This is a genomic window from Dendrosporobacter sp. 1207_IL3150 (genome assembly GCF_036763085.1).
GTDB lineage: Bacteria > Bacillota > Negativicutes > DSM-1736 > Dendrosporobacteraceae > JBAIYU01.
The window spans coordinates 22,148-44,269 of sequence record NZ_JBAIYU010000031.1; the positions used below are offsets into that span (position 1 = coordinate 22,148).

General features: G+C 37.6%; 18 protein-coding genes. 15 read left to right on the forward strand and 3 right to left on the reverse strand.

Features of this window, described 5'->3' with window-relative positions; genetic code table 11:
• The first annotated feature begins 50 nt into the window (after positions 1 to 50).
• Both V6C17_RS14205 and V6C17_RS14210 read left to right on the forward strand, forming a co-directional pair.
• Complete coding sequence (locus tag V6C17_RS14205) at positions 51 to 1,661, forward strand: peptide chain release factor 3 (protein ID WP_333523234.1); 1,611 nt, start codon at positions 51 to 53, stop codon at positions 1,659 to 1,661.
• A gap of 353 nt (positions 1,662 to 2,014) precedes the next feature.
• Positions 2,015 to 3,319: an NAD(P)/FAD-dependent oxidoreductase gene (locus V6C17_RS14210; protein WP_333523235.1), complete on the forward strand. Its 1,305-nt coding sequence runs from the start codon at positions 2,015 to 2,017 to the stop codon at positions 3,317 to 3,319.
• Here the strand turns inward: V6C17_RS14210 and V6C17_RS14215 are convergent.
• Positions 3,259 to 4,020 carry a DUF4931 domain-containing protein gene (locus V6C17_RS14215; protein WP_333523236.1) on the reverse strand — a complete coding sequence of 254 codons (762 nt, stop codon included), beginning with the start codon at positions 4,018 to 4,020 and terminating at the stop codon, positions 3,259 to 3,261. The two genes, V6C17_RS14210 and V6C17_RS14215, sit on opposite strands and share 61 nt — an antisense overlap.
• 113 nt (positions 4,021 to 4,133) lie before the next feature.
• On the opposite strand from V6C17_RS14215, the gene V6C17_RS14220 reads away from it, so the two are divergent.
• Both V6C17_RS14220 and V6C17_RS14225 read left to right on the forward strand, forming a co-directional pair.
• Positions 4,134 to 5,768, forward strand: coding sequence for a putative polysaccharide biosynthesis protein (locus V6C17_RS14220; protein WP_333523237.1), 1,635 nt, complete (start codon positions 4,134 to 4,136; stop codon positions 5,766 to 5,768).
• 28 nt (positions 5,769 to 5,796) lie between these two features.
• Positions 5,797 to 6,687: a YegS/Rv2252/BmrU family lipid kinase gene (locus V6C17_RS14225; protein WP_333523238.1), complete on the forward strand. Its 891-nt coding sequence runs from the start codon at positions 5,797 to 5,799 to the stop codon at positions 6,685 to 6,687.
• A gap of 36 nt (positions 6,688 to 6,723) precedes the next feature.
• Here the strand turns inward: V6C17_RS14225 and V6C17_RS14230 are convergent, their stop codons facing one another.
• The gene (locus V6C17_RS14230; protein ID WP_333523239.1) at positions 6,724 to 7,971 is read right to left on the reverse strand and encodes an ATP-binding protein; all 1,248 of its coding nucleotides are present in this window, start codon (positions 7,969 to 7,971) and stop codon (positions 6,724 to 6,726) included.
• 245 nt (positions 7,972 to 8,216) lie between these two features.
• Here V6C17_RS14230 and V6C17_RS14235 point away from each other — a divergent pair, with 245 nt between their 5' ends.
• Positions 8,217 to 8,906 carry an ABC transporter ATP-binding protein gene (locus V6C17_RS14235; RefSeq protein ID WP_333523240.1) on the forward strand — a complete coding sequence of 230 codons (690 nt, stop codon included), beginning with the start codon at positions 8,217 to 8,219 and terminating at the stop codon, positions 8,904 to 8,906.
• Positions 8,899 to 9,648, forward strand: a complete 750-nt coding sequence (locus V6C17_RS14240) for an ABC transporter permease (RefSeq protein ID WP_333523241.1) — start codon at positions 8,899 to 8,901, stop codon at positions 9,646 to 9,648. The genes V6C17_RS14235 and V6C17_RS14240 overlap by 8 nt, the downstream gene beginning before the upstream one ends.
• 97 nt (positions 9,649 to 9,745) lie before the next feature.
• Here V6C17_RS14240 and V6C17_RS14245 read toward each other — a convergent pair whose 3' ends face one another.
• The gene (locus tag V6C17_RS14245; protein WP_333523242.1) at positions 9,746 to 10,978 is read right to left on the reverse strand and encodes an LL-diaminopimelate aminotransferase; all 1,233 of its coding nucleotides are present in this window, start codon (positions 10,976 to 10,978) and stop codon (positions 9,746 to 9,748) included.
• A 235-nt stretch (positions 10,979 to 11,213) separates the two neighbouring features.
• On the opposite strand from V6C17_RS14245, the gene V6C17_RS14250 reads away from it, so the two are divergent.
• The 9 genes from V6C17_RS14250 (at position 11,214) to V6C17_RS14290 (ending at position 22,045) form a co-directional block, all read left to right on the forward strand.
• On the forward strand, positions 11,214 to 12,074 hold the full coding sequence (locus tag V6C17_RS14250) for a DUF3794 domain-containing protein (protein WP_333523243.1): 861 nt from the start codon (positions 11,214 to 11,216) through the stop codon (positions 12,072 to 12,074).
• Between the two features lie 146 nt (positions 12,075 to 12,220).
• Positions 12,221 to 13,669, forward strand: coding sequence for a glycosyl hydrolase family 18 protein (locus tag V6C17_RS14255; protein WP_333523244.1), 1,449 nt, complete (start codon positions 12,221 to 12,223; stop codon positions 13,667 to 13,669).
• 24 nt (positions 13,670 to 13,693) lie between these two features.
• Complete coding sequence (gene thpR / locus V6C17_RS14260; protein ID WP_333523245.1) at positions 13,694 to 14,233, forward strand: RNA 2',3'-cyclic phosphodiesterase; 540 nt, start codon at positions 13,694 to 13,696, stop codon at positions 14,231 to 14,233.
• Positions 14,234 to 14,619: 386 nt separating this feature from the next.
• The gene (locus V6C17_RS14265; protein ID WP_333523246.1) at positions 14,620 to 16,278 is read left to right on the forward strand and encodes a ribonuclease J; all 1,659 of its coding nucleotides are present in this window, start codon (positions 14,620 to 14,622) and stop codon (positions 16,276 to 16,278) included.
• A gap of 172 nt (positions 16,279 to 16,450) precedes the next feature.
• Positions 16,451 to 17,032 carry an RNA polymerase sigma factor gene (locus V6C17_RS14270; RefSeq protein ID WP_333523247.1) on the forward strand — a complete coding sequence of 194 codons (582 nt, stop codon included), beginning with the start codon at positions 16,451 to 16,453 and terminating at the stop codon, positions 17,030 to 17,032.
• Positions 17,033 to 17,085: 53 nt separating this feature from the next.
• Complete coding sequence (locus V6C17_RS14275; protein WP_333523248.1) at positions 17,086 to 17,910, forward strand: hypothetical protein; 825 nt, start codon at positions 17,086 to 17,088, stop codon at positions 17,908 to 17,910.
• A gap of 29 nt (positions 17,911 to 17,939) precedes the next feature.
• Positions 17,940 to 18,854, forward strand: a complete 915-nt coding sequence (locus tag V6C17_RS14280) for an ATP-binding cassette domain-containing protein (RefSeq protein WP_333523249.1) — start codon at positions 17,940 to 17,942, stop codon at positions 18,852 to 18,854.
• Positions 18,838 to 19,716: an ATP-binding cassette domain-containing protein gene (locus V6C17_RS14285; RefSeq protein ID WP_333523250.1), complete on the forward strand. Its 879-nt coding sequence runs from the start codon at positions 18,838 to 18,840 to the stop codon at positions 19,714 to 19,716. The genes V6C17_RS14280 and V6C17_RS14285 overlap by 17 nt, the downstream gene beginning before the upstream one ends.
• Entirely contained in the window at positions 19,709 to 22,045 is a 2,337-nt protein-coding gene (locus tag V6C17_RS14290; protein WP_333523251.1) for a hypothetical protein, read from the forward strand. The genes V6C17_RS14285 and V6C17_RS14290 overlap by 8 nt, the downstream gene beginning before the upstream one ends.
• Positions 22,046 to 22,122 lie beyond the last annotated feature (77 nt).

Consider the following 22,122-nt stretch of genomic DNA (forward strand, 5'->3'; position numbering starts at 1 on the left):
TTCAGGCAGCGGAACTGTAGCTAAAATATTACTTTTGTTGGAGGAAGAGAATGTCAATAGTAGATTTGAGTTCGGAAATTAATCGCCGCCGGACTTTTGCCATTATTTCTCACCCGGATGCTGGTAAAACAACCTTAACTGAAAAATTACTGTTATACGGAGGTGCGATACATTTAGCTGGTTCAGTTAAATCGCGTAAGGCACAGCGGCATGCAGTATCGGACTGGATGGAGATCGAGAAACAGCGTGGAATTTCAGTAACATCTAGCGTTATGCAATTTGACTATGATGGATTCCGCATAAATATTTTAGATACCCCTGGTCACCAAGATTTTAGTGAGGATACATATCGGACGTTGATGGCGGTCGATAGTGCCGTCATGATTATAGACGTAGCTAAGGGTGTCGAGGCTCAGACTAAAAAATTATTCAAGGTATGTAAACAGCGCGGTATCCCTATCTTTACTTTTGTAAACAAACTAGATCGTTTTGGGAAAAACCCGTTTGAACTAATGGAAGAAATAGAGAAGGTACTAGAGATTAGGGCTTATCCTATGAATTGGCCTATTGGTATTGACGGTGATTACAAGGGTGTTTATAATCGTCAAAAGGCTCAGATTGAACTTTTTGAAGAAGCCGGGTCACGCGGACAAAAGGTTTTACCGTCGGTCTTAGGAAGCGTTGACGATCCAGCTTTTGCAGAAATGTTAGGTGAAAATATCCACAAGGCCCTTTGTGATGATATTGAGCTATTAGATATGGCTGGAGATACTTTTGATCTTGAAAAGGTTGCCCAAGGGGAACTCACTCCGATGTTCTTCGGTAGTGCTATGACTAACTTTGGTGTACGCAATTTCTTAGAAGAATTTTTGCGGTTAGCACCACCGCCAGCAGATCGTAAGTCGTCGGTAGGAATGGTAGAAACTAAAAATGAGAAGTTTTCAGCATTTGTGTTTAAAATTCAGGCTAATATGAATCCAGCGCATCGCGATCGTTTAGCTTTTATTCGGATTTGTTCGGGTAAGTTTACTCGTGGTATGACTGTTGTTCATGAAAAGTCAGGCAAAACCCTAAAACTGGCACAGCCGCAGCAGTTTTTAGCACAAGATAGAACAATTATCGATGAAGCTTTCCCTGGTGATATTGTCGGCTTATTTGATCCAGGTGTTTTCTCAATAGGTGACACTATATGCGAACCAGGACAAAGCCTAGTATTTGAAGATTTCCCAGTGTTTCCGCCGGAACAATTTGCTCGAGTGCAAGCTAAAGATACAATGAAGCGCAAGCAATTTGTTAAGGGTATAACCCAGCTGACCCAAGAAGGAGCTGTACAATTATTCAAACAAGCTGATGGTGGGATGGAATCCTGCATTATCGGTACTGTAGGCAGTTTGCAGTTTGATGTACTTGAATATCGATTAAAGCACGAATACGGTGTCGATATTCTTATGCATCATTTGCCGTACGAGCTTGCTAGGTGGATGCATGGTACTAATGTAAAACCTGCTTCATTACGCGGTGCTGATCGAGGTATGTTTGTGTATGACGTAAAAGACCGACCTGTGTTATTAGTAGCAAATGAGTGGGCATTACGATGGGTTGCCGATAATAATCCAAGTATTGAGTTTCTTGTTGCTCCGCCTGATAAACAGCCAGAATAGTAATTGGGTCGATAAACAATATTTTAAACTCATGACACATGAAAAACCCTTCCGTTTTATACGGAAGGGTAATTTTGTACGATAAGATATATAAATTTTCTTACATGGATAAGTGTAAGTATCAACTTGCACTGTCGTTAAGGTTTGACGCAAGACGTGTTTTCTTTACCCAGAAATAATGACTCTCTTAAAACAGGATGAGTGCAACATACATGATCGCTTTCGTCAAAAGCTCTAGACAAAGTATGCTTTTTTATATGTAGCTATAAAATAACCCTTACAGTAAAAGTAGGAATATTGATTAGCAGGAAATACTAATATTAATATACCTATCACAGTAAGGGGGGCTAATAATGGGATTACCCCGTATAGTTGTCGTTGGGGCTGGTTTTGGGGGACTTCAGATTGTTCGAGAGCTGGCTGAGGCACCAGTTTCGATAACCTTAGTGGATCGATGCAACTATCATTTATTTCAACCGCTACTATATCAAGTTGCAACTTCAGGACTTGCGCCGGAAGATATTGCACATCCCGTTAGAGCTATTCTAAAGCATCAGCAGAACGTTAGTTTTCGGATGGCGGAAGTATCATCAATTGATTTAACAAGCCGGAATGTGGAAACAACTACAGGTAAGATTGAATATGATTATTTAGTTCTGGCTTTTGGCGGGGTAACAAATTATTTTGGTCTGTATTCAGCAGCTGATTATGCATTTGGTCTAAAAAATATTGATGATGCTATAGCAATTCGCAATCATATACTTAACATGTTTGAATTGGCAGCCCAGCAGAAGGATGAAAAGCTAAGAAAATCGATGCTGACCTTTGTTATCGTTGGCGGCGGACCAACCGGAGTGGAATGCGCTGGTGCTATGTCAGAATTAGTCAATATAGTTTTAATGAAAGAGTATCCAGAGCTAGATTTTAGCGAAGTTCAAATCTTGCTTCTAGAGGGTTCTGATCGATTGCTGCCAAGTATGCCGGCCAATCTTTCCGAGGCAACAGCCCAAATGCTTAGTAAAAAGCAAGTTAAGATAAAACTAAATGCTATTGTAGCAGATTATGATGGAGATGAAGTAGTCTTAAAAAGTGGAGAAAAAATTCCAAGCTGCAGCTTAATTTGGGCAGCTGGAGTCAGAGCAGCAAGTATAGCTGACAAAATTGGCTTAGTGCAAGGAAGTATGGGGCGAATTGTTGTTACTCCCACTTTGCAAGTAGAATCATATCCAGAAGTTCTAGCTGTCGGTGATGCAGCTTATCTTGAAGTCGATGGAAGGGCATTGCCCATGATAGCACCTGTTGCAGTTCAGCAAGCTAAGGCTGCCGCAAAGAATATTGTACGATTAATAAATGGGCAAAAGCTTTTGCAATTTGAGTATAAGGATCCTGGTGCTCTTGCCACTATTGGCCGTAATGCTGCTGTAGCAGCCTTTGGCAAGTACCATTTCAGCGGTATTATTGCTTGGTTTTTATGGTTAGTAGTACATATTATCAGGCTGATAGGCTTCAGAAATAGAATTATGGTAGTTATAAATTGGGCTTGGGATTACTTCTTTTTTGAACGAGCAGTTAGATTAATTATGGCTGGCAAAGAGGTTTATTTAAAGTATTTTTCTTGGAAATCCAACACGACATCCTCTAGGCGATCAGATACTTGAGGGACGGCGAAACCTATAAATAAAGGTGAAGTAATAAAGCGCGGCATAATTTTAACAGATATTATATTATTTAACTTATAGAAGAATAAATTATAGCTATTACAGTTGCGATGAAAGTTGTTAAGAATATATCGGGCGGCTAACTGTACGTAATTGGCAAGTTGATTAATTTCATTAGGTTTTTTTAAGAGAACATTAAATTCAAAAAATCCTACGCGAGGTTTTGTCGAAATATTAAATTCAACACCATTTTTAGTGTCAATTAACAGCCCTTCGAAGTGCTCTGGGAAAACAGTATCCAAATAATTAATATTACTTAAGCCGATAATTTGCATATGGGGATGGCGGATTGTGCCTCCGGAAAATGGTCCATGGTTTTTGAAAAAAATAACTGATTCATAATGGCCGCTTTCCTCCATTTTAGTCCATTCAGAAATGCCAAAATTAAAAACTTTATGTAAATGTTCTTTTGGATACAGAGAAAGCTCAGAGGAACATTCATCTGTTTCAATTAATACTGTCTGTACGGTATCTTGAAGAACAGGGTATTTATTTTTTATTAGCAAGATAGGCCCATCCTGGGCGATAATACCTTCTAAATTGTCACGATCACAAAACGGACACTTAGTGCTTGTATTTATTATACTTTCGGGTTTTTGCTTGCCCATGTTGAGATTAAATTCGATATGTTTAGTTGTCACGCAGTCACCCTCTTCTTAAAATAATGCCACTGTGGTAGAATTGTAGATGCTTTATAATTGTATTATATGTAAGCTGATATTAAAATTAAACTCGTAAGTAAGTTTCAAGGCAGGTGTCGGATATTAGTAATCATAGTCGAAAAAGTACTACAAGGGATTCCTTTCTTAAAGGTACTTTTATTTTAGCAGTCGCTGGTATAGTTGTTAAAGTTATTGGCTCTTTAAATTGGATATTTGTTTCAAGGGTTTTGGGTGGTGAAGGAATAGGTTTATATCAAATGGCCTTTCCTATTTACTTACTTGCTTTAAGTGTTTCCTCTGCTGGAATTCCGGTCGCAATTTCAATTATTACGGCTGAAAAGATAGCCTTGAAGGATATCTTTGGGGCAAGAAGGGTCTTTCGAATATCACTCACACTTTTAGCTGTAACTGGCGGCTTATTTAGCTTATTAACTTATTTCGGGGCGGGTTTTCTTGTAGAGTATAAATTTATTCGTGACCCGCGAGCTTATTATTCTGTTGTGGCACTGGCACCAGCGATATTTTTTGTCACTATACTTTCGAGTTTTCGAGGGTATTTGCAAGGTTGGCAGATGATGACCCCAACCGCGGTTTCTCAAATTTTAGAGCAAATCTTCAGGGTAATTACGATGATTGTATTTGCTAATATGCTACTCCCACGAGGGCTGGAATATGCTGCTGCAGGTGCAAGCTTAGGTGCTTTTGCTGGTGCGGTAGCTGGATTAGCGGTTCTTATATATTATTATTGGCGGCTAGATGCAGATCTCAAAAGCCAATATGATTTTCAAGCCCCAGCAAATAATCTAGAGCCTAGCAATAGTATAATCAGGCGGATCTTTAAGTTGGCTTTACCGGTATCTGCGGCAAGTCTAATGCTGCCAATAGTAGCAAACCTTGATTTGCTAATAGTTCCAGCTCGGCTCGAAGCAGCGGGGTATTCAGTAGAACAAGCGACCGAATTATTCGGTTACTTAACAGGTATGGCTGTCCCTTTGATTAACTTGGCAACTATATTAACAGCTTCGGTAGCTACTAGTATAGTACCTGCTATATCGGAAGCTCAGTCATTAGGTGATAAACTTACTGTTTTTCAACGAACAGCGTCAGCTATGAGAATTTCTAATTTAATAACTTTTCCAGCTTTTATGATGATTTTCCTACTTGATGCACCAATAGCTGAGATGATTTATAATGCCCCAAGTGCTGGTCCGGCAATCGGAGTAATGTCAACCTCAATTGTCTTGCTTGGTATCCATCAAGTAACGACAGGTGTTCTTCAAGGGTTAGGGCATACAACTATTCCTGTAATTAATATGGGGGTTGCGGCTGTAGTTAAAGTTGGCTTGAACTGGCTGCTTACGGCAATGCCAGAACTGGGAATCAAGGGTTCAGCTTGGGCTACAGTAGCAGATATAGGCGTTGCAGCTGTAATGAATATGTATTACGTAAATCGATATGTTGGTTATAATATTGATGTTAAAGAAATAGTAAAAACAATGGGTGCAACGGCGGTAATGGGGATTGCCGTATATTATGCGTATGCTGAAGTTTCACTTCTTCTCCATAGTAGTACCCTTGCTACACTTGCGGCAATGGTAATCGGGGCAAGTGTCTATGGTATTACCCTGCTGATAACAGGGGGAATTAACGAACGGGACGTTATTCGTGTACCAATCTTCGGGAATTTCGCAGTTAAGCTGCTGCGTGCGGCGGGTATATTTAAATAATAAGTATTACCATATAGGGGACGGTGTTATGAAAAAATTTATTTTAGTATATAATCCAGTATCCGGTGATGCTTTTTTTAGATATCGTCTTGATGAGATAATCGAAAAGTTTCTAAGTAGGAATTGTATAATAATTCCATATAGAACAACTAAGGATAATCTTGGCGGACTTTCTGTACTTGTCCAAACATTGAACTTAGACGGCGTAGTGATATCAGGCGGTGATGGAACTGTCAATGAAGTAATCAACGTCCTTTTAAGCGTGAACGCCAATTTACCTGTTGGCATAATTCCTAGCGGTACTAGTAACGATTTTGCATCTCACGTCGGTTTAGGAACTGACCTCGATAGTTATATTGATACTATTGCGAGTGGGTCGGTGATACCTATTGATGTCGGCAAAATTAATGATAAATACTTCTTAAATGTTGCAAGTGCCGGACTGCTGACCTCGGTTGCTCATACTGTGGATGCTGCTCTAAAGAATACGTTAGGTAAAATTGCCTATTATCTCAAAGGTCTTAATGAACTGCCGAATTTTAAAACTTTAAATATGACCATCTGGGCAGACGGAAGAGTTATCCAAGAAGAGGTTTATCTTTTCCTTATATTAAATAGCGGAACAGTCGGGAGCATATCAAATCTAATTCCGGCAAAAATCAATGATGGTAAATTAGATTTGTTGATATTTAAGCAGTGCAGTATTCCAGAATTAATGAGTCTGTTCGTTGGCTTATTTACAAGCAAGAATCCGACTCAGCACCGAAGTGTTATTTATTTGCAAGCTGAGAATATTCACATTCAGTGTACTGAAGAAATAGAGAGTGATGTTGACGGTGAAAGAGGACCTAAACTCCCTCTAGAGATATCTGCTATACCAGGTAGAATAAAGCTCTTTTGTGATAAACTATATAAATAATATCAGCCTGCCAATTTCTTGGCAGGCTTTTTCCTGCTATTGCCCCATTATGTAGTTTATAAACTGTTGTGCTGTCCGGCCCGATCTTCCTGAATGGGAAAGTTCCCACCTAATGGCCTCTTGTTTTAACTCAGAAAACGGAATATCAATATTGTTCTTTCGTGCTAACTCCTCGACGATCTGTAAATATTCATCTTGGTTTGGTGCTAAATAGGTAATAGTAATACCAAAACGATCTGATAAAGATATCTTTTCATGCACAGTATCAAAGCGATGGATTTCATCATTATCGCCGCTGCGGTCACTCCAAGTCTCCTTAATAAGATGACGCCTGTTTGAGGTAGCATATATTAAAACATTGTCTGGCTTGGCTTCGACACCGCCTTCGATGACTGATTTGAGGTATTTGTATTCAACTTCAAATTCTTCAAAAGATAGATCATCCAAGAATAGAATAAACTTTTTGCCGGCACGCTTGCGAAGAACTTCCATTATTTTTGGCAAAAAGCACATTTGCTGTTTACTGATTTCTACAAGCCGCAGACCCTGTTTAAAATAATTGTTTGCCAAAGCTTTTACAGATGAAGATTTGCCTGTACCTCTTGCGCCAATAAGCAATACGTTGTTAGCTGGCTTGTTATTTAAAAAAGCCTCTGTATTTTTTATTAAAGTTTCTTTTTGACGCTCGTAACCGACAATGTCAGTGAGGGTAATTGTGTCAAAATGTTTAATTCCTTCAAGTCCTGAATCATTCTTCCACCTAAAAGCCTTGAAGTTAGCCATGTCGCCATAACCATAGGTTGAATAATACTTTAATAGTATCTCCGATAACTCGCTGGGAGAACAATCTCGGTTAATAGCATCTGTAATTTGTTTCTGCAGTAAGATTAACCCTGATATATCTGTAGCAAAAGTAGGCTGATATTTACTTAGTAGTTCCAAGGGAATAAGATCAGACAAATCAATTTGCAGCAGTTTTTTCAGGATAGCCATATCATAATTAACAGCTTCGATTAAACTATTACCAAGCTTGCCGCCTGTTTTTTCAGTCATTATGCTAAATATATTTTCATCTTGAGTTATTAAATAATTAATATAGCTATTTAATATATTTCCTGATAACCCCAATTGTTCGGCCTTATTAACAATTTCAGCTGTATATTCATAGATTAGAGAAGTATCTGATCTATTTTCAAGCAGAGTTAGTAGTTTTCTTATGATGTTATCATCAAGTATGTTTCTGAAAATTATGAGCTCACTAGCTTTGCTGGTATAACTGGTCATCTTTTTCCTCCTTAAAGGGCAATTGTTTTCTTTATACGATAAGAAAGTATAAAACTTTCTTACATGCATAAGGGCAACATCGACTTCCGCTGTCGCTAAGGCTCGGCGCAAGCCGTGTTTTCTTTAAGTATACCGTATTGTTAAATTAAGGGTAAACAAGTATTGAAAATTAAATTATAATGATAAATAAAAATCTAGAAAAGTTATTTAATTTATTTAAGCAATGAATGTGAGGTTGGTTTAATATGAAGATAATCGAATGTATCGATGTTAATCTTATAAAGCGCGGAAATACTTTGCTAGAGCATATTAGTTTTTCAATTAATGAAGGTGATATTATTGGTATTCTTGGACCTTCAGGGGCTGGTAAGTCATCACTTTTTCGAGCGTTAAATATGCTTCATACTATAACTGGCGGCGAAATTAGATTTAATGATCAAAATATCTTAGATTATAAGCCGGAAGAACTTAGGAAGCAAATCAGCTATGTTCTCCAAAAGCCAACATTGTTTGGAAATGATGTTCTTGAGAATCTGTATTACCCATACCAGATATTAAAGCTAAAGCCTGATATGCTCGAAATAAAAAAATATCTAGAAAAAGTCAATTTACCAGAAGATATTTTAAAGCGCAAGCCCGCCGAACTATCAGGAGGAGAACAGCAGCGAATCGCATTAATTCGGTCGCTTCTCCTAAAACCGAGGATTTTACTGCTTGATGAAGTTACTTCCGCATTGGATGATGAAAACTCTCGAATTATTGAAAATTTAATTTTAGAAGAGAGACATTCTAAGAATCTAACAGTAATGTTCATTAGTCATAATGATGCTCAGGCCAAACGGTTAGCTAAAAAGATATTGTACCTAAAGAAGGGTAAGGTTGAGTTTTTCTGCACAGTAGATGAATTTTTTGAGGCAGGGGATAGACATGAATGATATTTCGCTTTTTTTAGCCTATAGTTTAGTGATCATAGCAATGTTAATGTCTTATAAAGAGAAGATTGGATTAGAAAAAGACCTGTTCATTGGTAGTATACGAGCAGTTATTCAGCTTTCGGCAATAGGGTTTGTACTAAAATATGTTTTCAATCTAGACAATGCTATCTTAACATCAATAATTTTAGTCTTGATGGTTTTCAATGCCTCAGCGGTAGCCGCAAAAAGAGGCTCAGGTATTATCCAGGCACGGAAGATCTCTTTCGTCTCAATTATGTGTGGCTTGGTTGTTACATTGGGGAGTTTATTATTGTTTAATGCAATAAGCTATAAGCCAAGTGAAGTAATTCCAGTGAGCGGTATGGTAGTAGGCAATTCGATGGTAGCGGTTGGTCTGTTATTTAAAAACCTCTTGGGTGGATTTGAGTCCAAACGAGACGAAATTGAAGTAAAACTATGTCTTGGCGCACAGCCGCGTGAAGCAGCGTTAACTGTTATTAGAGATAGTATCAAAACAGCAATGCTGCCTACAGTTGATTCCATGAAAACATTAGGGATTGTGCAATTGCCGGGAATGATGACAGGTTTAATATTAGCAGGCGTTGCCCCAACTGAAGCCATTAAGTATCAAATTATGGTAGCTTTTATGCTAAGCGGGGCTGTAGCGATCACTGCTGCAGTTGCAAGTTATTGGGCATATAGAGGCTTCTTTACCAACTTAGCGCAGTTAAGAGATTTGTAATTAAATCCAATGAGAGCCCTCTGTAGTTTGCCATGAAGCAATCAAAACAAACAAAGAAGCAAGTAAGCCATGTAGGCCTACTTGCTTCTTTTATTTTTTATAAGCTAAGTCTAGTTTTAATTCTGTGCACTGCTTCCTCGGTGTTTTCACGATTTCCGAAAGCAGTTAAACGGAAGTAACCTTCACCAGATGGTCCAAAACCTGTACCTGGGGTTCCAACAATGTTAGCTTCTGATAACAACTTATCAAAGAAGCTCCAAGAGCTCATATTGTTAGGTGTCTTGAGCCAGATGTATGGTGCGTTGACTCCACCGAAGGCCTCAATTCCTGCACTTGCCAAACCTTCGCGGATGATTTGAGCGTTAGTCATATAATAATCGACAATTGCCTTGATTTGCTCTTGTCCTTCAGGAGTGTAAACTGCTGCTGCTCCTTGCTGAACGATATAAGGCGTGCCATTAAATTTAGTAGTATGACGGCGATTCCACAGTTTGTTAAGCGGATATTCTTCGCCATTAGCTTTTTTGCCCATTACTGTTTTTGGAACAACAGTAAATGCGCATCTTGTACCTGTAAAGCCTGCATTTTTTGAGAAAGACCGGAATTCAATAGCAACCTCTTTAGCTCCTTCAATCTCGTAGATGCTGTGAGGCACATCTTCTTCACGTATGTAGGCTTCATAGGCTGCATCATAAAGAATTATTGCATCATTTTCTTTTGCGTAATCAACCCATTTTTTTAGTTCTGCTTTTGAAAGCGTTGTTCCAGTTGGGTTATTAGGGGAACATAAATAAATTAAATCAACTTTATGATCAGGTAATGCAGGCTTGAACTGGTTTTCAGCATTGCAAGGCAAATATGTAACTTTTTCAAACATGCCATCTTTAAGTTCACCAGTACGGCCAGCCATTACATTTGTGTCTAAGTAAACAGGATAAACCGGGTCGGTAATAGCAACTATATTATTAATTCCAAAAATTTCCTGGATATTACCAACATCACTCTTTGACCCATCGCTTACAAAAACTTCGTCTTCCTCAATTGAAATGCCGCGTGCAGCATAATCAGTTTCGATAATTTTGTTGATTAAGAAGCTGTAACCTTGTTCAGGGCCATATCCTCTAAATGTATCTGCATGTGCCATTTCTTCAACAGCTGCATGCATAGCTTTTACGATAGCTGGAGGTAGTGGTTTTGTAACGTCGCCAATACCTAATCTAATAACATTTGCATTTGGATTATCATTTCTAAAACCTGTGACTCTGCGGGCTATTTCAGCAAATAAATAGCTTCCTGGCAGTTTTAAATAATTTTCATTAATTATAGCCATTTTCATACTCCTTTCCAGTTTTGAATCATTAGCTAATATATTATACAACGTATCGCCAGATAGTGGTAGATATCAATCTACTTTTTGGAGAAATTGTATATTATTAGGGACAGACTGACTAATATTATTGACTAAATAGCATGAATAAATACCAACTATAAGTATTTTTGGCATGCAAGTGTCATTTATGAATCTTAAGCATATATATATTATAAAGTGAAAGGAGGCTGTGCGTATGGAAGAAAAAGACGAACGGGCTTTTGTAAATAAATGTTTACCCCAGGTTGGTCCCCAAAAGATTATAATGCGTCAGGTTGTTGGCCAGCGAAGCAAGCAGAAGTCACTTGATGTACATATGTGTGTGCCGAGACGCAGACCGGGAATCGAACAAATAATTGATGTTTTTGTTAAAAAGGTTAGGATTACATCTGTTGATATTATCACCGATAAGGTAATAGTGCGCGGACATTTTGAAGTAAAGGCCATATATGTAGCATGTCTGCCTAAACAGCCAGTACATGCAATTGAAATGCGGCGCGTACGATTCACAGTTGATGTACCAATATACGGAGCTCGCTGCGGTATGGATGCCGATGCAAGTGTTGATATAGAATTTGTCGATTATGATTGTGATGATAAAACTAGATTATATAAACATAAATACGATAAAAAGAAAGACTATGGCCATAAAGATTGTGATGATGACTGCAAGCCGCACCATCACGATAATTGCGATGACCACTGCGAGCCGCATCATCATAAGGATTGTGATTGCGATGATCACTGCAAACCGCACCATCACGATGATTGTGATGACAATTGCAAGCCGCACTATCATCATAACGATTGCGATTGCAACGATGGCTGTAAGATGCATCATTATCACGATGATTGTGATGATAATTGCAAGCCTCATCACCACCACAAAGATTGGGATGACTGTTGCAAGCCGCATCACCACCATAAACATGACTGTTGTGCCCGTGAATTTGATGTGTCGATAGTCTTAAGAGTAACAGCTAAGGTAATGACTGATAGGGAAGTTGTAATTGGCAACAATTACTACCCAGGCCTCCCATTAAAACCCAAAGGATAATGATAAGGCAGTCTGCGACGAGCAGACTGCCTTTATAATTGCCCAAATAGTAACAGATAAAGGATGAACCGCCAGCAACTCTAACTACAGGAGTTTTTAATCTTTTCGAGAATATGTAAAAGACGACATAGAAAGGGGAAAATATTTTGAAAAAATTACTGGTAGGTTTATTGCTGATCTTAACTTATGTTCTTAACTCTAGTATTTCATATGCTAACAGCGCTGAAAGTAAAATTATAATTATGCAAGATGAGAAACTTATTGAGACAGGTAAAACTGCTTTATTAGATAAGCATACAGTACTAGTTCCAGTCGATGTTATCAAAGATTATGTTTACGATAATATTGACCTCGATGTCGCCAATAGTAAGATGAATGTAAATATCATTCTTCCTAAGTTTCGCTTAGAAACTGAAAAACTGGATGAATCAATTTATTCTGGTGTAGATTTAAGTTTTCCAGTTAAGAAACTTGCGGGCAAGTCCTATATAAACCTCTACGGTTTGGAGAAAGTATTCGGTATCAAGGTTATAAATCAAGAAAAGACCAAGACTTTGGTTATTCAACCTGGTAATAATAGTTTTTTTTCACCTCTTCAATTAAACCAGACGCGTGAGAACATGCCTATTAACGGAAAAATAAATCTAGTTTGGGATCATGTAATGAGTGTGCCGCGAAACCTGGAGCGTGAGGATAAAATAGAAGGGCTGGATGTAATTTCCCCTACCTGGTTTTCTCTAGCCGACGAAGACGGAAATATTGCAAATAAAGCTGACATTAAATACGTAATGGATGCTCATGCAAAAGGATATAAGGTTTGGGCTTTGGTAAGCAACAGTTTTGACAAAGATTTGACAAGAAAATTATTAAATAATGAGTGGGCTAAACTCAATTTCATTAAACAGCTTGCAGTGTACTCTAGTCTTTATGATTTGGATGGTATCAATATAGATTTTGAAAACATCTACGACGAAGATAAAGACAAGTTTACTCAGCTCGTTCGCGAACTTACGGCAGCATTAAAAGAGCAAAACATCACAGTGTCTATAGATATAACTATACCTTCACAAACTTCATTTTGGTCAGCGTGTTATGATCGCCAGGAGCTAGGTAAAATCGTCGATTATGTAATGGTCATGACTTATGATGAACATTGGCGCGCAAGTCCGGTCAGCGGCTCGGTAGCCTCACAAGAATGGGTAGATAAGGGAATTGCCGCAACGTTGCGCAGTATTCCCAAAGAAAAGCTGCTTATGGGTATTCCGTTTTATACGCGAGAATGGGAAGAAACTAAAGAAGATGGCAGAGTAAAGGTAAAATCAAAAACCTTATCGATGGCGCAAGCACAGCAAACCATTAAAGATAACCAATTAAGCCCAGTTTGGTTGAAGGATAAGGGACAGCACTATGTTGAGTACAAAAAAGAGGGGAAACTGTATCGAATTTGGCTGGAGGACGAAAAGTCTGTTGCTCTTAAGGCAAGCTTAGTTCACAAATATGGTTTAGCCGGTGCAGCTGCATGGCGTAAGGATTTTGAGCAGCCAGTCATTTGGGATGTATTAAATACTACTCTGAAAAAGCATAATAATAAATAATATTGAACTTTTTAGGAGTAAAGTATGAGGCTGTTTGTTGGAATTGAATTACCTTCTCCGGTGAAATTAAAACTTAAGGAACTGCAGCTAGAACTGAAAACTCAAGCGGACCGGGGACGTTTTGTATCACCTGATAACTTGCACATAACATTGCAATTCTTAGGTGAAGTGCCAGATGCTATTACAAAAGATATTGTTTTGTCACTGCAAAAGCTACCGTCAGAAATTCCGCAGTTTTCATTAGGTCTCGGTGCTTTTGGTTTTTTTGGTAATAAGAGTCCTTACCGTGTAGCATGGGTTGGGTTAAATGGACAATTAGATGTACTCAATAAGTTGCAGCAAGAGGTACAGCTAGCCATGACAGAGCTAAAGCTGGTGAAAGATGAAAAGAGCTTTAAACCACATATAACACTTGCTAGAGATGTAGAACTGCCGATGAAGTTTCAGACAAAATCTGCAGAATATAACACAACATTTAATGTGGACCATTTTTCTATAATTTCGAGTTCATTAGAAAGCGGTCGAAGAATATATAGGTCGATTCACAATTTTATATTGCTATAAAATAAAGTGACTGCAGCCGAATCTCTTGTCACAAGATTCAGTTGCAGTCACTTATATTTTTTTTGCTAACTTCATATAAAATGTTTAGCGGAATGGATTTTTAGGCAACAATAATAGAAATAATTATGAAGGAGAATACTAAGTTTGCATTTTATAAGTTTGACGTTCTGACATGCAAAAAGTGCACCTGACTAAGTAATTTAGTAAATAATTCGAAGAAAACTGTGTTTTCCTAATAAAAATTAGCAATTTATCAGGAGTAGCCATTGTACACAGGCTGAGTATTCGATATAATTTAAAACATATAATTGCGCGGCGTGAGTTAGTTTTCAGTTGATGAGCGACAGGGAATTATATTTTTAACAATAATGAGGAGGATTTAAGCATTGAGTAAAAGTAAAATATCGATTATATCTCTCGGCGGTCTAGGAGAGATTGGAAAGAATATGACAGTTGTGCGTTATGGCAATGACATCATTGTTATAGATGCAGGGCTGGCATTTCCTGATGATGATATGCCTGGTATTGATTTAGTAATACCGGATATAACCTATTTGTTGGAGAATAGGGAGCATGTTAAGGCCGTTGTTTTAACACACGGACATGAGGACCACATCGGTTCATTATCTTATCTATTAAAGCAAATTAATGTTCCTGTTTATGGAACACGTCTCACTTTAGGACTAGCCGAGGGCAAGTTAAAGGAGAATAATATTTCTAATTGCAATCTTATACCAGTACAAGCTGGTGATGCTGTAACTATTGGTGAATTCGAAGTCGGTTTTATTCGTGTCAGCCATTCAATAGCCGATGCGGTAGGTTTATACTTGAAAACTCCGGTAGGGACAATCGTTCACACTGGTGACTTTAAGATTGACCAAACACCTGTTGATGGAAAACTAATTGATATACACAAATTTGCCGAACTAGGTGACCAGGGTGTATTAGTACTCATGTCTGATAGCACTAATGCTGAACGTCCCGGCTATACTATGTCGGAAAAAACTGTTGGTGAGACTCTCAGAGAAGAGTTCGCTCAAGCAAAAGGCCGCATAATTTTAGCAACGTTTGCATCTAACGTATTGAGACTTCATCAGGCTATACAGACAGCTTGTCAGTTCAACCGTAAAGTTGCTGTTAACGGCCGTAGTATGAAAAATGTCGTTGAGATATCCCAAAGATTAGGCTATTTAACTATTCCCGAGGGCGTGCTCATTGATATTGAGGAAATCGATAGATATCCTGCAAATCAATTACTTATACTGACTACTGGCAGCCAAGGTGAACCATTATCAGGTCTTTCACGTATGGCAACAAGCACCCATAGACAAGTTTGCATCGCCCCAGAGGATACCGTAATTATATCTGCTACTCCTATTCCAGGTAATGAGAAACTTGTAGGCAGAACAATCAACAGCCTTTTAAAACAAGGCGCTTACGTGGTATATGAGAGAACATCTGGTGTGCATGTTTCCGGACATGCAAGTCAAGAAGAACTGAAGCTAATGCTAAACTTAATTCGTCCCAAGTACTTTTTCCCAGTACATGGCGAATATAGAATGCTTGTTCAACATAGCAAACTGGCTCAAGATCTCGGTATTCCAAAAGAGAATATCTTTATAGGAAATATCGGAAATGTCTTTGAATTCTCCCCTGAAAAAGCAGTAATGGCTGGAAAAGTTGCTTCAGGAAAGGTATTGGTAGACGGGCTGGGTGTAGGCGATGTTGGAAATATCGTACTGCGTGACAGACGTCAGCTTTCACAAGATGGTATCATTATTGTCGTTATGACACTAGATAAAGAACGAGGCTGTGTATTATCAGGTCCAGATATTGTATCTAGAGGTTTCGTATATGTTCGTGATTCTGAGCATCTGATGGATGAATTAAAAGATAGGGTTCAACAAGTTATGGATCGTTACGAACCAGGAAAAGTTATTGAATGGTCTATTATTAAATCTGGAGTTAGAGACGTATTAGGGAAATTCATTTACGAGAAAACTCATCGTCGTCCAATGATCATTCCAATTATCATGGAAGTATAATGTTTTGTTTGTAGCTAAAAACCATTTAGTCTTTGACTAAATGGTTTTTCTTTTTGCTGGTATTTCATTTTTTGATAGATATAAGATTTTATTGCAGGAATATTTTTACATAAAATCAAATATATAGCACAATAGTGTAAGCTATTGTTATATCATCAATTGAATGAGGCTGGTGGTAACCTTGATTTCTGATGAGGAATTAGCAAGCCAACTGCAGTCAGGACGTGAAGATGCGCTAGACCAGTTGGTTTTTCGATATCATAAGCCTATTTATGCTTATATTTTCAGATTGAGCGGAGACCACCATACTACTAATGATCTCGTTCAGGATATTTTTATAAAACTGTGCAGAGGTATTAATAGTTATCGGCAGGAACTTCCATTCAGACCATGGCTTTATAGAATAGCAGCTAATACTTACAAGGACTATAAAAAGGCGGCATACACAAGGAAAGTACTTCCTGGATATAAAGATATGGTAACTCAGATTACAAATACTGCTACACCTGAAGATGCTTTTATCAAAGACTTTGAAAAAGCTAGGTTAATTCAAGCGGTTAATAATTTAAATGATATTTACCGCGAGACATTGCTACTGCGTTACTATCAAGAACTTAAATTAGAGGAAATAGCTATTGTGCTTAGTGTTCCAGTTGGCACAGTAAAATCTAGATTATCTAGTGCCCTATCACAGTTAAAACAAACGCTAAAAGATGAAGACTTTGTACTTAGACCAAACTTACAAGGGTCATGATAACAATGGTTTTATTATATACAGGCTCGAATTACCATTAAGGAGTTTTTATTATGAGCAAAAAACAGCAAATACTTAATGAAATTAAGCTAGATAATCATTATGAAAGTTTAAATGAGGTTTTTGAAAAGCTAGATAACTATCAAGTTGATTTGCCTTCACATGAAGATTCAAAAAGGCTTTTGCTTACCCTTAAACCTATCTTGGCAGCAAATATACAAAGGGAACCTGGTAAGATAAGGTTTAAAGAAATGATGGAAGCTAATAGAGTATCAGTGCATAAACCAGAAATCTTACAATTAATAAGATTGCAGTCAACCTTGATAAATAAAAGATTTTTATTTGTTACTTCTATACTATTAATCGCGTGCATTGTACTTGTCAGGTATTACGATATCAGTACTTCAAAATTCTTAGTAACATTATCACCAGTGCTAGGCATTTTAACATTCTACTATGAATATCGTGCTCAAATATACAAGGTTGAGGAGATTGAGGCAGTTTGCCGATATTCACGTGCTCAGCTGGCTCTTGCTAGAATTATGGTGGTAGTAGGGTATAACCTGCTGTTCCTTACTTGTTTAACATTTATTATAAACTCGTCATTTTCTATAGCAATTCTAAAACTTATAATGGATTGCCTTACCCCCTTACTATTGAGTTTAGGAATTGCACTAGCATCTTCGCTGAAATTCGGCATAGCTGGTGGATGCATGACCGCAGGTATAGTGTGGATTATTCAAATTACCCTTCTAAAGGGTGATTTTATATTCAGGTTCTTATTACCAAATATGACAGAAGCGGCGAACAATATTGTCGGTATAGCCTTCGGGTTAGCTCTTATCTATCACTCGGTGAGACGCTTAGCTTTTAGATAGTACAGAGAGGTATAGCAGGAGGCTAAGGTATGATGTCTTTAAAGCTTTCAGAGATATCGCAAAACTATAAATCCGGTAAAGCAGTATTAAATAATATTACAGCAACTTTTACTACAGGTATTTCTGTTATAACCGGACCAAATGGTGTAGGCAAAACAACTCTGCTTCGCATGATTGCGGGAATTATAAGGCCTTCCTCCGGAACTATGCTATGGAATGACCAGGATGTTTTTACTAACTACGTGAGATATAAAGATATTCTTGGATATTTGCCGCAGGAGCTTGGTTTCTATCCCGAAATGACAGGCAGGGAATTTCTAATGTATATGGCGCAATTAAAAAATATTCCTGCCAGCCTCTGTAAAGTGAGGATAGAAGAAGTAGCGGAAATTTTTAAAATAACAGATGTCATGAATTATAAATTGGAATGTTGGTCAATTGGTATGAAACAAAGAATGGGATTAGCCCAGGCTATTCTTAATGATCCAGATTTAATTATCCTCGATGAACCACTAGTGGGTTTTGATGCTGAGGATAAAATATATATTTGGCATTTGTTATCTCAATTATCTAAAGATCGAATTATAATACTAAGCAGTAACATTCTTGATGATTATATTCAGGAGTGTAATAATCTGTCGCTATTATTAAACGGTAATATTAAATTTACAGGGAAAATATTTGAATTTATCGATATTGTCAGAGACAAGGTATGGCTGGCTGATGTTTCTTACGAACAAGCGGAGCAGATTAAGAATACCTACCCTATAAGTATATTTGAGTTATTTAATGATAGGTGCAAAGTTAGAGTTATATGTGATACTGCTCCTAATATTGCAGGGGTCAGATCAGTGGAACCTAGAATAGAAGATGCCTATACTTACTTTGTGCAATATAATAATTTCGCCAAAGGAGAAAGTAACTTACTTGCTAGAGATAAATAAGGTTACAAAGATATATGATAATAATGTGACTGCCATATCTAATATTGATTTTATGGCAGAAAAGGGAATTTTAAATATAATTGGCCCTACTGCTGCCGGTAAAACAACTTTAATTAAGATTATAACCGGACTAGAAACTCCAACTTTTGGAGAGATAATCTTTAATAGCAATAAATTAGCTGAAAGCACGAAGCATAATTTAAAAAAAATAGGATACATGCCGCAGATATTTGACTTTTATAAAAATATTAGTGCCGAAGCCTTGCTAGATTATATTGCCGTACTTAGAGGGTTTAATAGTGGAATTCAGCGAAAATCTCTAGTAGAAGAGGTAGTTGAGGCAGTTCACCTAAATGATTTCCGACATATTCCAATTGGTGAATACTCCTTCGGTATGAAAAGAAGACTCGGCATCGCTCAGGCTCTTTTAGGAAATCCAGAGTACATAATATTAGATGAACCATTTCACGGCTTAGATCCGGTAGAACGAACTAGGGTTATTAGTTTATTAGTTAGAATAGCTAATAAGAGATTAGTTATTGTTTCAAGTAACTCATTAGAGGATGTAGCATACTGTGCCAGTATGCTTTTAGTGCTGTGTAATGGATCGATGGTATATCAGGGCACGGGAGAACAGCTTAAGAAGAGGATAGAAGGCAAGGTTTGGATATTGGATATGGACGATTTTTCGCTGGAAGAAATAAGGTTGAAGTATAGAGTAGTAGGGGTACAGCAAATTAACGGAAAACTAGCTGCCAAAATATTATCTTCAACAAAGCCTTTCGAGCAAGCTTACTTATGTGATGTGAGATTGGAGGACGGGTATTTAGCTTTAATGGATATAGGGGTTAGAAATGATTAACATTATTGCGAACATGGTGAAATTTGAACTGCTCCTATTTATGAAAGAACGAAACTTCTGGCTTGTATTTCTCCTCATGAATGTATATAGCTGGGCAGCTTTTGTGCTTGCCGGACAAATAATGTCAGGTGTTGCCCAGATGTTTATACCCTTGTTAGGATACCTGGCTATTGAAATAGTTACTAGAGAAAAGCGGGATAATTTTACTGAAATAACCCAATCGCTTCCGTATAATGACTATATATTCTTATCTCGCATAATCACTATTTTATTGTTATTCCTACTTTTAGGTACGGTATTAACATTGGCAATCTTGTTAGTATCACTCTTGCCATTGCCAATTTATGTTAGTTATTCGGCCTGGCTGGCTTTTGTTATTAAATACGCAATGATTGGTATTAACGTTAGTAGTTTAATGTTTTTTGTCGCTAGTCTGTCCAGAAAACCATCACTATTATATGCTGCTTTATTCGTATGGTGGATTTCGGGGATTTTTGTAACTAGTAATGCAGGTATACTCTTTCCGCTTAATCTAGCTATAGCTAACTTTACTTATATTGGCGGATTTGGCGGTAACCCCTCGGAAATTTCTGGCTTATTTCCAAATGGTGATTTGATAGCTGGGACAATTTTATTTCAAATAGCCTTTTCTATTATGCTAATGGTTTTTGCTTTAGCGATAGCAAGAAATAGAAGTATTGTTAAGTTAGGCATTTTTAGGACAAAGATAGCCCAGGGTCTTACCTACTTAGTAATGGTCTTACTTGTAGGCCTCGTTGCTGTTCAATATTCACATGTGAAAAAGGAACAAAGTTCGGCAATTTCCGGTAATAGTATTGTTATGGCTAAAACTTACGAACAATCAACGATAATAGTTGATGGTTATGATTTAAATCTTAGTATTCTTCCAGAGCAACACAAAATAACTGCTAAAGCAAAAGTAGAGCTAAGAAATAGCGGCACTTCACCGGCCCAGATTTATTTCACACTCTTAGAATATCTTAATGTACAAGAAGTAAAAAACGCAGTTTCGGGCGAGCTACTTGAATGGGTTCAGGAAGGACCATACTTAACGGTAAGTACATTAGGGCAATTTGATAATGAGGGGCGCTTGAATATATCATTTGATTATGCGGGGCGGGTATGGGAGTGGCGGAATGATTTCTACGGACATCCAGCCGGGCTAGTAAATTTCGTAGCGAAACCTTTTACCTTCCTGAGGGGGGGCTATGCCTGGTATCCTATAATCGGAAGGCATCAAACACATAGTATTGTTGACTATAAGCTGCCGTGGCTTAAAGCTGAGTATCAGATGATACAGCACATTCCAATAACGTACCAGCCTGTTCGTTTTAATATGACAGTAAACTCTGAGCAGGACTTAACTATTATTTCAAATTTAAAATTAGTTACAAAGAATCAGCAAGACAATCAGATGCGTTATGAGTTTAAATCAAATTTGGTAAGTGATGTTTTTTTGCTAGCTGGACCTTATGAATATACCCAGATAACTACTAATGCATCTAAGAGCCCTTTAGATTGCTACTATTTTCCTTCCCATGGTCAAAATATAAATAAAATTGCACATGGATATTCTCAAATAATTAAGTTTTATGATAGTCTTATTCCCAACGATTTTGAAAGTACGATAATATTTGAATCTCCGCGCTTTCTTACCTATGATACTATGATGCGAACAAATAATAATGGATTGATTGGCGCTATTCCAATAACGGAAGCTCTAAGTGTTACTAAGGCCTTATGGTCACCTTGGTGGTCACAGTCGTCAGGGCATGCATTAACTCAAGCTCGTATTCTAAATCTTTGGTGGCCTAATTGTTTTAACGATAATCATTCGACAGTGGCTGATGGTTTTGCTATTTATATGTTTACTCTCTTTAAGGAGCATCAGAGGGGGAGAATGTTTTATGATGATGCGAAAGAATATTGGCTAAGTTATAACGAAAATTCCCCTGATAATGAAGAAATGCTTGGGCGCAGAGGATATATTTTAAGAGAAGTTTTTTTATTGATGGATGCTATTCGTAAATCGAAGTTAGGTGATGCGGGTGTAAAAGAATTTCTCCGTATTATAAACGCTCAATATAAAAGTAAACGCGTAATTGAAACTGCTGATATCATTTTGGCTCTAGACCAGGTCGGTGTTTTCTCTGGTGAAAAAAATAGCAAGGGTAATGATAGTTATCATACTCGAATTGAAAATATAAATAGATTGCTAAACCAGTCTGAAAGTAGTTTACAAGGGACTTTAAAATTCAAACTAAACTGGGATTTCAGCCCAGAAGTTAAAATTATAAGAGTAAATTAAATAGACCATGGAAAAAAGTTGGCTCAGTTATGAGCCAACTTTTTTATCCTAACAGGAAGATAAATTCTCTTAAAGAC

Bases quoted from the DNA above. Each gene is read 5' to 3' on its own strand.
- V6C17_RS14235 (WP_333523240.1), top strand. From the start codon at position 8,217: ATGAAGATAATCGAATGTATCGATGTTAATCTTATAAAGCGCGGAAAT.
- V6C17_RS14245 (WP_333523242.1), bottom strand. From the start codon at position 10,978: ATGGCTATAATTAATGAAAATTATTTAAAACTGCCAGGAAGCTATTTA.
- V6C17_RS14250 (WP_333523243.1), top strand. From the start codon at position 11,214: ATGGAAGAAAAAGACGAACGGGCTTTTGTAAATAAATGTTTACCCCAG.
- V6C17_RS14205 (WP_333523234.1), top strand. From the start codon at position 51: ATGTCAATAGTAGATTTGAGTTCGGAAATTAATCGCCGCCGGACTTTT.
- thpR (WP_333523245.1), top strand. From the start codon at position 13,694: ATGAGGCTGTTTGTTGGAATTGAATTACCTTCTCCGGTGAAATTAAAA.
- V6C17_RS14240 (WP_333523241.1), top strand. From the start codon at position 8,899: ATGAATGATATTTCGCTTTTTTTAGCCTATAGTTTAGTGATCATAGCA.
- V6C17_RS14280 (WP_333523249.1), top strand. From the start codon at position 17,940: ATGATGTCTTTAAAGCTTTCAGAGATATCGCAAAACTATAAATCCGGT.
- V6C17_RS14275 (WP_333523248.1), top strand. From the start codon at position 17,086: ATGAGCAAAAAACAGCAAATACTTAATGAAATTAAGCTAGATAATCAT.
- V6C17_RS14290 (WP_333523251.1), top strand. From the start codon at position 19,709: ATGATTAACATTATTGCGAACATGGTGAAATTTGAACTGCTCCTATTT.
- V6C17_RS14210 (WP_333523235.1), top strand. From the start codon at position 2,015: ATGGGATTACCCCGTATAGTTGTCGTTGGGGCTGGTTTTGGGGGACTT.
- V6C17_RS14225 (WP_333523238.1), top strand. From the start codon at position 5,797: ATGAAAAAATTTATTTTAGTATATAATCCAGTATCCGGTGATGCTTTT.
- V6C17_RS14230 (WP_333523239.1), bottom strand. From the start codon at position 7,971: ATGACCAGTTATACCAGCAAAGCTAGTGAGCTCATAATTTTCAGAAAC.